At 42.4% G+C, this 13,510-nt stretch carries 11 protein-coding genes; 3 read left to right on the forward strand and 8 right to left on the reverse strand.

Going from position 1 to position 13,510, the window contains the following annotated elements; all coding sequences use genetic code 11:
* From C2M30_RS04985 to zntR, 7 genes are all read right to left on the reverse strand, one after another.
* Nucleotides 1-213 (reverse strand): hypothetical protein, encoded by a 213-nt coding sequence (locus C2M30_RS04985; protein WP_105170869.1) that lies wholly within the window; start codon nt 211-213, stop codon nt 1-3.
* The gene (locus C2M30_RS04990; RefSeq protein ID WP_105170870.1) at nt 210-1,139 is read right to left on the reverse strand and encodes an imelysin family protein; all 930 of its coding nucleotides are present in this window, start codon (nt 1,137-1,139) and stop codon (nt 210-212) included. The genes C2M30_RS04985 and C2M30_RS04990 overlap by 4 nt, the downstream gene beginning before the upstream one ends.
* 11 nt (nt 1,140-1,150) lie before the next feature.
* Nucleotides 1,151-2,557 carry a di-heme oxidoreductase family protein gene (locus C2M30_RS04995; RefSeq protein ID WP_105170871.1) on the reverse strand — a complete coding sequence of 469 codons (1,407 nt, stop codon included), beginning with the start codon at nt 2,555-2,557 and terminating at the stop codon, nt 1,151-1,153.
* The gene (locus C2M30_RS05000) at nt 2,554-4,209 is read right to left on the reverse strand and encodes a di-heme oxidoreductase family protein (protein WP_105170872.1); all 1,656 of its coding nucleotides are present in this window, start codon (nt 4,207-4,209) and stop codon (nt 2,554-2,556) included. Before C2M30_RS05000 ends, C2M30_RS04995 begins: the two co-directional genes overlap by 4 nt.
* 63 nt (nt 4,210-4,272) lie before the next feature.
* Complete coding sequence (locus C2M30_RS05005) at nt 4,273-5,682, reverse strand: imelysin family protein (protein WP_105170873.1); 1,410 nt, start codon at nt 5,680-5,682, stop codon at nt 4,273-4,275.
* Nucleotides 5,683-5,982: 300 nt separating this feature from the next.
* Entirely contained in the window at nt 5,983-7,242 is a 1,260-nt protein-coding gene (locus C2M30_RS05010) for an SO_0444 family Cu/Zn efflux transporter (protein WP_105170874.1), read from the reverse strand.
* Nucleotides 7,229-7,642 carry a Zn(2+)-responsive transcriptional regulator gene (zntR, locus tag C2M30_RS05015; RefSeq protein WP_105170875.1) on the reverse strand — a complete coding sequence of 138 codons (414 nt, stop codon included), beginning with the start codon at nt 7,640-7,642 and terminating at the stop codon, nt 7,229-7,231. Before zntR ends, C2M30_RS05010 begins: the two co-directional genes overlap by 14 nt.
* 92 nt (nt 7,643-7,734) lie before the next feature.
* Here zntR and C2M30_RS05020 point away from each other — a divergent pair, with 92 nt between their 5' ends.
* From C2M30_RS05020 to C2M30_RS05030, 3 genes are all read left to right on the forward strand, one after another.
* Nucleotides 7,735-8,679 (forward strand): D-2-hydroxyacid dehydrogenase, encoded by a 945-nt coding sequence (locus C2M30_RS05020; RefSeq protein ID WP_105170876.1) that lies wholly within the window; start codon nt 7,735-7,737, stop codon nt 8,677-8,679.
* Between the two features lie 109 nt (nt 8,680-8,788).
* Nucleotides 8,789-10,564 (forward strand): DUF885 domain-containing protein, encoded by a 1,776-nt coding sequence (locus C2M30_RS05025; protein WP_105170877.1) that lies wholly within the window; start codon nt 8,789-8,791, stop codon nt 10,562-10,564.
* Nucleotides 10,565-10,779: 215 nt separating this feature from the next.
* Nucleotides 10,780-11,733: a hypothetical protein gene (locus tag C2M30_RS05030; RefSeq protein WP_158683321.1), complete on the forward strand. Its 954-nt coding sequence runs from the start codon at nt 10,780-10,782 to the stop codon at nt 11,731-11,733.
* Nucleotides 11,734-11,901: 168 nt separating this feature from the next.
* Here C2M30_RS05030 and C2M30_RS05035 read toward each other — a convergent pair whose 3' ends face one another.
* Entirely contained in the window at nt 11,902-13,290 is a 1,389-nt protein-coding gene (locus C2M30_RS05035; RefSeq protein ID WP_105170879.1) for a PhoH family protein, read from the reverse strand.
* Between the last annotated feature and the right edge of the window lie 220 nt (nt 13,291-13,510).

Consider the following 13,510-nt stretch of genomic DNA (forward strand, 5'->3'; position numbering starts at 1 on the left):
TTAATCACCGTCATTCGAATTAAAGTTAGGATTAAGGCCTGTAAGCTGAATAAAATCGGTAGACAGGTAAGTTCTTAATTCGTCTATTTTTGTGATAAGTGGCGACAGTTTATTGCGGCTGTCTTGTATTGTTACCGCTTGCGATAGCGGTTTTTCAATATCATTTAGCAAGACATCAATTTCGTCGAAGTAATTTAGAATAGTGTCATTCACTTGTGATTTTCATGAATATCCACCAAGTACTCGTCAAAGCCATAACCATTGCCCGCAAGGTAGGCCTGTTTCAGCCCTGCAAAATTGGTTTTAATGTTTTCAAGCGACGATAAGCTAATGTAACTTTCCGCTTTTTCTGGGTAACCTGGGATCAGCGTACCTTTAACATTATTGAGCTTGTTATCTTTAATCACTTCAATTAGCTCAAACCAATTAGTAATAAAATCTTCAAGCACCGCTTGTTTCGTGTTGTACTCGCCACTGCCATTTTTAAAATCAAGGGCAAAACCAATCTTCTCGTGTTGCCATAGTGCTAAAATTTCAGTTGCGACTGTTTTCACATTAGCGGTAATTGCCATTACCGCGAGGCAACGATCTTGTTTATTGCTTGCACTTAGTAACGATGCATCTTGTGCTTGATTAAAAATTAATAACTCGAGCGCTGGTAATCCTTGAGCACCATCTTGTAGGCTAGCAACGGCGTTCTCATCTATCACTTGAGCCGCAAGTAATGACGCAACACCGCGCTGAACGGCATTGTTGTTATCAGGCCAAAATTGTAAGCGATAATGGCGAAATTCTTCAGACTCTGGCCCCATTTTTACCGCTTTCGCAAATTGCCATGCCTTGCTTAACGCTAACCATGCATTTTTTAATTCTATTAGCTCGCTTTCGCTTGGCGCCTGATAAGCACAAAACATAATGCTCGCCGCATCTAGTTTATCCGCCTCATCCATCAGTGTTTGATACGCAGGCAAAATATAATTATCAGCTTGCGCTGCTAATAATTTTGTCATGGCTTCATCTTTCGTTAGTTTAACCACGGGTGGCGTAATGGGTGGTTTTTCGCTGTTGGTATCGCTGCCACCACCACATGCACTTAGTAACGCAGCCGTCACAAGCAAAGAAAGTGCTTTAAGTTTCATCGTATTTGCCCTTAAATTTGTTTTAGAAAATAAATCAATGCGTCACGCTGCTGTTGGTCAAACGCTACAAACACGCTTTTTGATTGCTCGGCTTCACCGCCATGCCACAAAATTGCTTCAGCCACTGTTTTCGCGCGGCCATCATGTAAAAATGCCTGATAGCCTTGTACTGTTTCTTGTAATCCTAGCCCCCAAAGTGGTGGCGTACGCCACTCTCGACCATTGGCTAATCCTTCTGCTTTGCCATCAGCCAGTGCTTCGCCCATATCGTGTAACGCCAAATTGGTGTAAGGCCAGATAGTTTGATTTGCCAGCTCTTTAAGCGGATAGTCGCTTGCCGTGGTATAACTCGGGGTGTGACAACTATGGCAATTCGCTTGATAAAAAAGTGCTCTGCCCTGTTGTGCTTTTTCTGAAGTGAGCTTTCGGGTCGGTTGCACCGCAATGTGCGCTCCCATAAATACCGTTAACTTATGCAGCTTTTCGGGTATTTCTAGCGTGCGGTCGTGACCGCCCATTGCTGATGCAAGTTGACAAAGCGGCTGTGATGGCGTGCAAGTATCGTTTGTGAAAAACGGATTGGTTATGCCGATATCATTAACAAATGCCGCTGCCGTTTGTGATGCTAAACTTGGTTGACTCGCTTTAAAGCCAAAACGTCCAATAACCTGTTCCTTAGTTTTAGCACTCATCACACGATTATACTTAGCCGAAATACCATCGTTGTTTTTATCCGCAATTTCCTCTTGCGCAATAAGGTCGTGTTCGCTAATCGCGTCCAATAACCCCATTCCGTAAAGTGCTGGCGCATAACGTGGCGATAACACCGTATTGGGTTGCAATTCGCCATAGGCTAAATCAACCAATTGGTAATGTGGCTTGCTTAAAGTGTAAGGCGTGCCATCCGCATATTGACCCGATATGGTTTCGTAACGAATAGTTACTTTACCTTCCGCCGCAAGTGATTCAGGTTTTGCTAGTTTAATGGCAAATGGCTGAAATTGACCGCCATAGTGTTTATCAACCGCATTGCCATCATCACCCTTACCTAAACGAAAAAGCAATGCCATTGGCGAATGCGTACCTTCCCCAACAAGCTTTCCTCGACCACCACGAATATGACATGCTTTACACGAACGCGCGTTGTAAAGCGGTCCTAAACCATCACGGTCTTGGGTTGCAGCAGGTGCTGCGACCCAAGGATCACGAAAAAATGAAAATCCATCCCAAAAATCAAGCTGCCTATCTAAATCGAGATTTTCTGAAGGATGAATAAAAGTACGAGTATTAAGTCGCTTTAAGGTTGTTGCGCCGCCAGGGCGCAACTCGCTATGTGAAAATTCAGGTACAGCTTGATCTTTACAACCAATTAGCAAAGCGCCAAAAGTACACGCAGTTAAAAGACTTCGTTTAATCATAGTGAATTTAAAAACGCCAATAATTGTGAGCGCTCAGTTTTGGACATTGCGAGGTAGGCTTGCTTAGCGTTTTCTGCCTCACCGCCATGCCATAAAATGGCTTCGCTGATTGTGCGTGCTCGACCATCATGCAAATAAGTAGCGCGCGCATTTACTTGCTGAACCAAGCCTAATCCCCAAAGCGGTGTTGTACGCCACTCAGTACCAGATGCTTGCCCCTCGGGACGGTTATCTGCAAGACCTTCACAGCGCTGCACATAAATGCAATTTTCACCAACCTGACAGCTACCGCCTTGTGCGTTTTCTAATTTAATAGGCGCACATTCGCCGCCCATATCATGAAGTAACAAGTCGCTGTAAGGATAAATAACTTGCTCGCTAAGTGCAGCAATCGGCGTACTTTCGCCAGTAAAGCCAAGAATGTCGACATCACCTAACAAGCTTGCCGGTGCTTCACCAGTTTTATGACGAGGTACATGGCAGCCATTGCAGTTCGCGTCGAAAAATAACGCACGGCCATGCTTGACATCGTCTTGCCAAGTATTGGTTTGCACGTCAAACCCTCGCCTTGCTGGCACAGCTAATAGACGGTTATAAAATTCAACTTGTGCGAGATCTAAATCACTTAAATCAAGACCATTGGCTTCACTGTTTTGCTCTAATGCCGCTTGTTCATTACAGGCAACTTGATTTTCGGTGCACGGCTCAGATTGGTTAATACGATTAGTCACGCCCATATCACCGCGATAGGCACCCGCTATTTGCTGTAATACTGATGCAGTGCCAAGTTTATAGCCAAAGCGTGCTAATTTAGTTTGCTCTGAAATAGGCTCTGTTACATACACAGCACGGCCAGAAATACCATCATTATCAACATCGTCAGGGTCAGCGTAGCTGGTAATGTACTGTTCAGGAATTGCATGCAGCAGACCTGAGCCAAAAATCGCAGGTGAAACACGGGCAGAGAACCTTACTGTGTCGTTAAATGGGCCGTAAGATAAATCGGTTACTTTATAAATGGGTTTGCGCAACTCGTATTCTTCGCCATCGGCAAATTTACCCGTTATGTTTTCATACTCAACAAACGCGTAGGCTTCGCCATATGCTAAACCTTCATCTAACGCGCCGTTAAATTTAGGTAATGCGCCTGTCGGGTGTCCGGCAACCGTGCCAAATGTTTGTAATTGGTCGCCATACACCGCATCGGGTTGACCATTCTCATCACTAATACGCAGGAACATACTGGTCATTGCACGCTGCGGTGAGCTTGGTACTTCGCCACGACCATCTTTAATATGACACCCTTGGCAAGTTGGGTTATTAAAAACTGGGCCTAATCCTTTGTGTGTGCCTCTAAACAAGTGATCGCCCGATTTAAATACCGCGTCTAATGCAAAATCACTGCGAATTGCCGGTGCCGATTGGCTAAATGCGTCTTCATTTTGAACATCGGTTGTTACTGCACCACCCGCTAGGTGCTCGTTGGTGTCAGGCGTACTGCTGCTAAGCGGCGCTAAGCCATCATTTGGCTGCCCCGGCAGTGTGACAACAGGCGGTTGAGGTTCGCTAGGCTTTGCTTCTGGTGATTGCGATGAGCCACCACAGCCTAAAGCACTTAACATAAAACTGGTTAGTAAAAGATGTCGCTTCATAAATGCCCCTAGAAACGAAAAAAGCGCTGCAAAATAGCAGCGCCAATAATAGTGTTAGCCTAATTAGCTACCAAACTCGTCAGTATCTTGCTCAAGATCACCCGTGGTTACTTCTAACGCTTCAATTGCTTGTTTAATCACTTGTGTTTGTGATTTAAGCGCTTCGATTGTGTGCGTAACAGGTTGCTTTAAGTCAGCATTTTGAATTTGCACATCAAATGAGTAACCTAGCTTAGCGTTAGTATCGATAACCGCTGCTTTCGCCATCGTATCTTCAATCGCAGCACGTAATTCATTGGCAAGTTCGTGCGAACCATCCACTACCAGTAAATCGTAAATGCTAGCACCTTCTAATGTTTCGCCATCCATACGCTGGTAAGCACCATTAAATGCGTTTTGAATACCCTTAGCATTTAAGAAAATATCGCGGTGTGTATTATCTGAAAAACACGAGTGCTCGTCTTCTTGTGAATCGGTACGAAGTGCAATACTCATGCGCTCACCAGCAAGTTCACCAAAGCTTAAACGGCCCATGCCTTCGAGAATTTTCGCCAGCGACGCTTTTACATTTTCGTCTTTAGTAAATTCAACATAGTGAAAACCTGAACCTGGAGTCCATGCATCAACAACACCTTGTAAATCGTCGATCAGTAAATCTGCTGCTGCAATTAGGTAGTCACCACGGCGTTCACAAATCACCGAATCAACCACGTTATCTACGCCAGATGTACACTCACCCATGCCACTTGCCGAAGTGTAATAATCGTTTACTTTACGGTAGCCAGCACTGTAGTCACGGTTTGGCGTGTAAGAACCATCGGCGTTAAGATCTTGTCCCCACAGTAAAAATTCAATCGCGTGATAGCCTGATGTTACATTAGCTTCATCATCGCCGCGCTCAAACTGTTCAGCGAGTAACGCTTTGGTGATATCTGGGAACTCAGCAAGATCGGCAATAATATTGCCACCTACAGGTAAGCTTGCAGGGTTTTCAGGCAGTTGTGCGCCATCCATGTCAATTGTGTAATCAATTAGCGCTTCGGCTAGTGGCCATGCGTTGATTGCACCTTCAGGACCTTCTTCAGCAACTAATACCGGGTTGCCATTGTCATCACGCGTTAGATTGTCGATTGGCCCTTCACGAAAACGATAAACTTCTGACTGACCATAAGGTTCGCGAGCATCTAACCACGCATTTTTAGCAGCGCTAAAGTTAGCTTCGCTTGGCTCTGCAACAAACTGCTCAATCACATTTTTAAGCTGCTTAGCAGCGATAAGTGAATCGGCATAAACCGCATATGCATGCTGCGCATTGGTAACAACGACATCTTTTTCGGTCACATACATTGATACACCACTTTCGCCACTTACACCTGGTGCGCCGTCTGCCCCGTCTTTGCCATCGTCACCGCTACATGCTGCAAGCATTGCAACACATAACGAAGAAAGTGCAAAATTCGCTATTTTTTTCATTATGTTAATCCCTGATATTTTTATGATTGAGTAATACCAATTTTTATCAAAAACGTAATTGGCTTAATAAAACTGCGAAGCATTCTAAAACCCAAAACAAATTAGATCAATAACAGAAATCATTATCATTTAAAAATATTTAAAATAAGTTTATATTTTGGTTTATCTAAATTTATAAACTTGATCTAGATCAAAAAAAGGAGCCTATGGGCTCCTTTTTATTAAACGAGTCATCGTAAAAAAAATGTCTTTCAAGCTTAAATATCAATCAACTAGTACACCTAAAAGCAAATACACAAGTTACTTGCGGCTACTTAATTTGAGCCAAACCAAGCGCAACATTAACACCAAAAGTAAGGCTCCCGCACCGTACTCTAGCCACATAGGTAATACATGATGCGATTCTTGTAGCGATGGTACGATTTCGAATTGATAGCGTGCTACCAAATAGTCGGTAATAAAGCCGAAAATTAGCGCAACACCAATAACCCCTGTTAAATAAGCGACCACCGCGCGCTTGCCTAGTTCGCTCGCTACCACACCTAATGTAGCTACATTAGTTGCCGGGCCCGCTAACATAAATACCAGCGCAGCACCGGGGCTAACGCCCGACATCAATAACCCTGCAGCAATAGGCGTTGAGGCAGTTGCACATACATACATTGGAATACTAATTAAAATTACGATTAGCATGGCCCAAATTCCATTACCATACTGTTGTAGAAAATCTTGCGGTACAAAGGTTTGCACTAACGCGGCAAAAAGCAAACCTATCATCAGCCACTTTGCGGTATCACTTAGCAGTTTGTTAGCACTAAATGAAAATGCACGCTTGAGTTTTGCTGTCGCGGTTTCTGTTACAAGCTGCGTCTCTTTGTCTGTGGAACAACACGAGGTAATATTTTCTTTTTGCTCATCAGAATCTTTTACCGAGCAACAAGCAGCACTGGTTGTTACATTCGGCTTAGCTTCAGCTACTGTTGGCGCACAACAAGGAGAAGTTTGCACAACAGGCTTTTGCTGAGTACTACAGCATGACATCTTTTGTTCTGAAACCATATTGCTAGCCTGCGCCGCATTTTGCTCTGTGGTGTGCGCACTACTGCAGCAAGTATCATCGGCTTTTTCTTTTAAGTTATCAGCGCTTTGTTGCGTATTGCCTTTGCTTTCACCGCCCACTAATAAACCTGCTGTAATGGCGCTGGCAACCGCTGCAATCGGTCGGATAATTGCCATAAATGGGCCAAGCAAAACATACGAGACAGAAATTGAATCAACACCTGTTTCGGGCGTAGAGACTAAAAATGCCGTGGTTGCGCTTTTTGACGCTCCCGCCCTTCGCAGCCCGAGTGCCGCTGGAATTACGCCACAAGAACACAGCGGCATTGGCGCACCAATAAGAGCCGCTTTAATGGTAGTAGCAAAGCCCTCTTTGCCAAGGTGGCGATTGAGAAAATTCTCAGGTAAGTAAACGTTAATTAATGCCGCTATAAACAACCCCAATAACAACCAAGGCGCTGAAATAATAAAGAGATCAATAAAGTTATTAACGAGCGTCATTTTGTGCCTCCAGCGCTGAAAGAATTGAACAATGAACGGCGGGTTCATTACCGCCGCAGCATGATTTGTGCAGTAGTTTAAGCGAATTTAAAATGATATTTAACTCGGCAATTTTACGCTCAACTTGCGTTATTTTTTCACTCGTAAAATGTTTAACTTGCTCACAGCTGTGACTTTGCTTATCCACTTTTATTGCAAGTAACTCTTTAATTTCATTCAGTGTAAAGCCTACATCCTTTGCCCTTAGTACAAACGACAGCTGCGCAACGTCTTGTTCAGAATACAAGCGATATCCCGAGTCACTACGCGCCGATGAATTGAGAATGCCTTGCTTTTCATAGTAACGAAGCGTGTCGGTCGAGACCGCTAACCGTTTTGCAATTTCACCTATTTTTACCATTTGCCTGCCTAATTGAGATACACTAAATCTAACTTTCCTACTAAGTATAAACCTTAGAGTTAACTCCAAAGTCAAACCAAATATTTAAAATTATGAAAATTGCTATTCTCGACTACGCAACAATTGAAAATGGTGACTTGTCACCGCTAAATGCGCTTACACAAAACATCGCATTATTTGACAATACCTCGCCTGCACAAGTAATTGAGCGCTGCCAAGGCATGGACGTGATAATTACAAATAAAGTAGTGATAGACCAAACAGCATTATCTCAACTAAGCACGGTAAAGCTAATTTGCATTGCCGCCACAGGCACCAATAATGTTGATTTAGTAGCGGCAAAACAGCATGGCATTGCGGTTACCAATGTTGCAGGCTATTCCACCGCGAGCGTGGTGCAGCACACGTTCGCTTTGTTATTTAACTTACTAGGTAATACTCATCAATACATTGCTGATTGTCATAACAATCAGTGGCAACAAGCGAGCCATTTTTGCTTTTTAGACCACTCAATAGACGAAATAGCAGGTTTAAAAATGGCATTAATCGGGTATGGCGATTTAGGACGCGCAGTAGCAAAAGCCGCAACAGCATTTGGCATTGAAACCTTGATTAGTGAGCGTAAAAACAGCCCTGTGCGTGACGGTCGAGTTACATTTGATGACGCGATAGCAAACGCCGATATTATTTCTGTTCATTGCCCTCTTAACCAAGAAACTGAAAATTTAATTAGTACACGCGAATTTAAACTAATGAAATCTAGCGCGGTACTAATTAATACTGCACGCGGTGGCATTGTTGATGAAAGCGCACTTGCACACGCGCTGCTAACCAACCAAATTAAAGCAGCGGCAATTGATGTTTTAAGCAAGGAACCCGCACAAGACAACAATCCGCTCGTTCAGTATCACGGGAGCAACTTATTGCTCACACCACATATTGCATGGGCCAGCAAGCAGTCTATCTCGCGCTTAATTAAGCAAATAGCGCTAAATATTAGTGCCTTTGAAAATGGCGAAACACGTAACCGAGTATAGGGTTGTTGACCTTTTATCGAAAAAACTTCGATTTTTAAGCGAAATTGATACACTGACTTTAACGCGGCTTTAACTCGCTTAGTCGCTTTAATCACTCAAGGGAAACACAATGAAAAAAACAGCCTTAAGTTTAGCGCTGGTTGCAGCACTTGGCCTTAGTGCATGCCAAACAACCAATTCAACAACTGACGCACCTGCAAGCCAACAGCAGTCTCAAGCTGCTGCATTTGAAGCGTTTTCAGCACAATTTATTGAAGACTTTTGGCGTCACCGCCCTGAGTGGTCGCAATACGCAGGTTACGGCAAATACGACCATATTTTAACGGTTCCCGACGCACAAAGCCGCGTTAACGATATTAATTTTGCCAATACACAACTCGCTAAATTGGCCCAGTTTGACCTTAATAAGTTACCAGCCAATTTAAAAACCGATTATCACTTAATCGAAAATCTATTAAAGAAATCAATTTGGACGGTAAACACGTTTAAATCGTGGCAATGGAATCCATCAAATTACAATGTTGCAGGTGGGTTTGCACAAATCATTAATAGTCGCTTTGATGATGACAACACAAAAATCACGAAAGTATTAAAACGTCTTGAAAATGTACCGGCCTATTATGCAGCAGCCATTGCCAATATTGATACGCCAACACTTGAGTACACACAGTTGGCAATTAGCCAAAATAAAGGAGCATTTAGCGTATTAAATAAAGATTTATTTAATAAAGCTAAAACCTCAAATCTATCGGACGCTGATAAGCAATTATTTGAAACCCGTTTTAAAGCAGCAACAGCTGCGATTAATGAATACATTGAATTCTTAACTAAGCTGGAACAAGAGCTGGTCGCAAACAATAACGCACGTTCATTTAGAATTGGCGAAGCGCTTTACGAGCAAAAATTCGCATTTGATATTCAGTCGGGTTACAGCGCAAAAGAGGTTTATCAAAAAGCGCTGGCAGATAAAGACCGTGTTACCGCTGAAATGTTAAAAATCACCAAGCAACTTTGGCCTAAATATTTTGCCAATACAGAGATGCCAAGTGAACCTCAAAAAGCAATTTCAACACTGATTAATCACCTTGCGGTTAAGCACGTAAAACGCGAAAACTTTGTTGAGGAAATTAAAAAACAAATTCCTGAACTTGAAGCCTTTATTAAAGAAAAGGACCTCATTACTCTTGATCCTGAAAAGCCGCTAGTGGTGCGCGAAACGCCAGATTATATGCGCGGTTTTGCTGGTGCATCGATTAGTGCACCGGGTCCATATGCGAAAAAAGAAAACACCTACTACAACGTTACGCCACTCGATAATATGAGTGAGGAACAAGCCGAATCGTATTTGAAAGAGTACAACCACTGGATTTTACAGATTTTAAATATTCATGAGGCAATTCCGGGCCATTACACTCAATTAGTTTATTCAAATGAGTCTCCGTCTCTAATTAAGAGTATTTTCGGAAACGGCGCAATGATCGAAGGTTGGGCAGTGTACACAGAGCGCATGATGCTAGAAGAAGGTTACGGTAATTTTGAGCCAGAAATGTGGTTAATGTACTACAAATGGAATTTACGCGTAATTTGTAACACGATTTTGGATTATCAAATCCAAGTGGAAGGCATCAGTAAAGAACAAGGCTTAGATCTACTTATGAATGGTGCTTTCCAAGAGCGCGCTGAGGCAGAAGGCAAATGGCGCCGCGCGACGCTGAGCCAAGTTCAGCTAACAAGCTACTACACGGGCTACCGTGAAATTTACGATTTCCGCGAAGCGCAAAAAGCGAAACTGGGTGACGATTTTAACTTAAAAGCATTCCACGAACAGTTTTTAAGTTACGGTAGCTCACCGGTAAAATACATTCGTGAATTAATGGACAAGTAGCCTGTATTAAGGTAAATAATCCAAGAATTAAAAGGAAGCATGCGCTTCCTTTTTTATTACCCAAATTAATAGTCTTAGTAATCAGCGTTAAGAAAGTTGGCCTTCGAATTTATTAAATGAACAAAAATATTTCGTTCTATCACAACACCTTGACTAAGCTTATTGTTATTTATGACAATTCACCTAACAGACTTTACGCAACCTCGGATATTATCATGGTTAAACTAAAACCAAGTTTATTACTCGCAGTCATTTTGAGCCTTTGCGCTTTGCCGCTTTTTAGTCACTCGTTCGAGCGCAAAGTGGTACAAGAAAAACAACAACAAACGTTTTATTACACTTGGTTTGATGATCAAGACAAGGAACAAAAGCTTAGTTTTAGCTACTCAAACGACCAGCTATTTAACCACTACCGCCGCTTTAAAGGCTTTAACGCACAAGAATACCTCGACAAGATTGATATAAAGGTAAGAAACACCATTAGAGAGTTCGACCGACGTAAATACACACTCGAAACACAACGTAAAGAACGTAGCATTGAATATAAAGTTTACAGTGATGACAAAGCACTATTAAAGGAACTTGAAGCGCGAGTAGAAAAAGCAAAACAAAGTGCGCGTAAAAGCTATTTACGCAAGCATCACTATGCTGATTTAGAAGCCATCTGGGCAATTGATGCGGTTAGACCTGACTTACCGCGCTTTGTGAAAAATTCATATGACTATATTTCACCGATTAGAGAAGCAATTTTAACAAAGTTTGGCAATAACGTTAGACCAAAAACAGTCATTAACTTTGTGTTAAGTTGGGTACAAGCGATGCCAACATCTGAGTTGCCAGACCGTTTTCATAACAGTGGCGAAAACTTTAAGCCACCTCTTAAGCTGATCCGCCAACAATACGGCGATGTAGACAGTAAACTTGTGCTCACTAGCGCTATTTTAAAAGCGATTTACCCGCGACTGACCATCGCTATTATTACCTCCCCTAACCATGCGCTAATTGGGTTAAATTTACCGATTCGCAAAGGCGACAAGCATGTTGAAATTAATGGCTTAAAATACTTAGTCGGTGAAGTCACAGGGCCAAAGCAATACCCAATCGCAGAGGTAAGCAGTAGCTCTTGGAGTATGCTGAAAAGTAAACAATACATAGTTGATATAATTTAAGCTGCACTCGCTATAGCACATGATTCTCTTGCGGCTACGTTTATGTATTGCAGCGTTAAATGTGTTAGCGATAGATCCGCTTAAATCATCAAACAAAAAAAGGGCTGATAAACATCAGCCCTTTTAACTTTTCATAGATGTCATTTTTAGACACCTTCACTCGTTAGCTTATAAATTTTCTTCAGCGAAGCTCGCTAAACGGCTGCGTACTACACCGTTTAAATTAATCGTGCTGCTGCCTTGGAAGTCTTTAAAACGTTCAACAATATAGGTTAACCCCGAAGTCACTGGGGTTAGATAATTACTGTCAATTTGTGCCAAGTTACCCGAGCAAATTAATTTAGTACCTTCACCACAACGGGTAATAATGGTTTTTAATTGCGATGCGGTTAAGTTTTGGCTTTCATCTAAAATAACAATCGCATTTTGAATACTGCGTCCACGCATAAAGTTTATCGACTTAAATTGAATATTGGCTTTTTCCATAATGTAATTACGGCTCGAAACCGGATTTTCGTCGTTTTTATGAAGTACTTCTAAGGAATCAGTTATCGCCGCAAGCCAAGGCATCATTTTCTCTTCTTCGGTGCCTGGTAAAAAGCCGATTGATTCAGCAATTTCGGGCGTGTTACGGGTCACAATGACCTTGTCGTACATTCCCCGTTCAATCACGAGTTCAAGGGCACAAGCCAATGCCAACAAGGTTTTGCCGCAACCAGCAGGGCCTGTCAAAATCACTAAATCCATATGCGGGTCGAGCAGCGCATTAATCGCCATTGCTTGATAAACATTTTTAGGCTGAATGCCCCACGCACTGCGTCCCATAATACGTTCAAAACCCAAATCAAGTAGCTTAATATGCTCTTCGTCGTAATCCACCACACGGGCAGCAAAGTGGCCTGTCTCGTCGAGTAAATACTCATTGATAAAGACTTCATTAAGCAAATTACGGGGTACGGTATGATACGTATCTCGACCGCTTTGCTCGCTGTCGCACTCTTTTACATGCTGCCAAAAATCGCCATCAAGTTTTTTATAGCCGCTAGTTAGCAAGCTAATATCGTCAATGAGCTGATCGGTGCGATAGTCTTCAACAAACTCAAGCCCCGCTCCTTTAGCTTTTAAGCGCATGTTTATATCTTTAGTGACTAACACTACTTTTACTTCAACTTTTAGTTGCTGCAAATGCAATGCGGTATTAATTATGCGATGGTCGTTTTCATCTCCTGGTAAACCCGAAACCGCATCTTCAAACATATGGTCGTTAACAATCGTTAGTTTACCCGTACAATTTTTAGCGACCGTTGAAAGATCAACCCCAGCAAGCATTTCTTCAGGACTTGCGTCTCTTAACACATCATCCAAAGCACGAATAGCAATACGTGCGTCTCGGCTCACATCTTTTTTGCGATCTTTAATGTGGTCCAGCTCTTCTAACACTGTCATTGGGATAACGACTTGATGTTCTTGGAAAGATAAAAAAGCGAAAGGTTCGTGAAGTAATACGTTGGTATCTAGGACATAGAGTTTATTATCGTTATTGCGCATTTTTCCCATAAGCTGTTCCTTCTCTTAGCTGGCGGGTTTATGGTTTTTGCTTTACTTTTAAGTTTAGTCTATTTCAGGAATTTGGCTTTTTTATGACAAAAAAAGTGCAAAATTCTGGCTAAATTACAAACATTAAAGCGGCGAATAGGTATTAACCTCACGAGTTCTAAATTAACAGGTGAATCCAACGAGAAATCTAGGTAACATAGCCGCCTTTTTTCGATAGTAG

Source organism: Pseudoalteromonas sp. T1lg24, assembly GCF_002964745.1.
Classification (GTDB): domain Bacteria; phylum Pseudomonadota; class Gammaproteobacteria; order Enterobacterales; family Alteromonadaceae; genus Pseudoalteromonas; species Pseudoalteromonas spongiae.

What these genes read in the sequence shown, in the direction of transcription:
- C2M30_RS05020 (WP_105170876.1), top strand. Translation starts at nt 7,735, where the DNA reads ATGAAAATTGCTATTCTCGACTACGCAACAATTGAAAATGGTGACTTG.
- zntR (WP_105170875.1), bottom strand. Translation starts at nt 7,642, where the DNA reads ATGGTAAAAATAGGTGAAATTGCAAAACGGTTAGCGGTCTCGACCGAC.
- C2M30_RS04990 (WP_105170870.1), bottom strand. Translation starts at nt 1,139, where the DNA reads ATGAAACTTAAAGCACTTTCTTTGCTTGTGACGGCTGCGTTACTAAGT.
- C2M30_RS05035 (WP_105170879.1), bottom strand. Translation starts at nt 13,290, where the DNA reads ATGGGAAAAATGCGCAATAACGATAATAAACTCTATGTCCTAGATACC.
- C2M30_RS05005 (WP_105170873.1), bottom strand. Translation starts at nt 5,682, where the DNA reads ATGAAAAAAATAGCGAATTTTGCACTTTCTTCGTTATGTGTTGCAATG.
- C2M30_RS04995 (WP_105170871.1), bottom strand. Translation starts at nt 2,557, where the DNA reads ATGATTAAACGAAGTCTTTTAACTGCGTGTACTTTTGGCGCTTTGCTA.
- C2M30_RS05000 (WP_105170872.1), bottom strand. Translation starts at nt 4,209, where the DNA reads ATGAAGCGACATCTTTTACTAACCAGTTTTATGTTAAGTGCTTTAGGC.
- C2M30_RS05025 (WP_105170877.1), top strand. Translation starts at nt 8,789, where the DNA reads ATGAAAAAAACAGCCTTAAGTTTAGCGCTGGTTGCAGCACTTGGCCTT.
- C2M30_RS05030 (WP_158683321.1), top strand. Translation starts at nt 10,780, where the DNA reads ATGGTTAAACTAAAACCAAGTTTATTACTCGCAGTCATTTTGAGCCTT.
- C2M30_RS05010 (WP_105170874.1), bottom strand. Translation starts at nt 7,242, where the DNA reads ATGACGCTCGTTAATAACTTTATTGATCTCTTTATTATTTCAGCGCCT.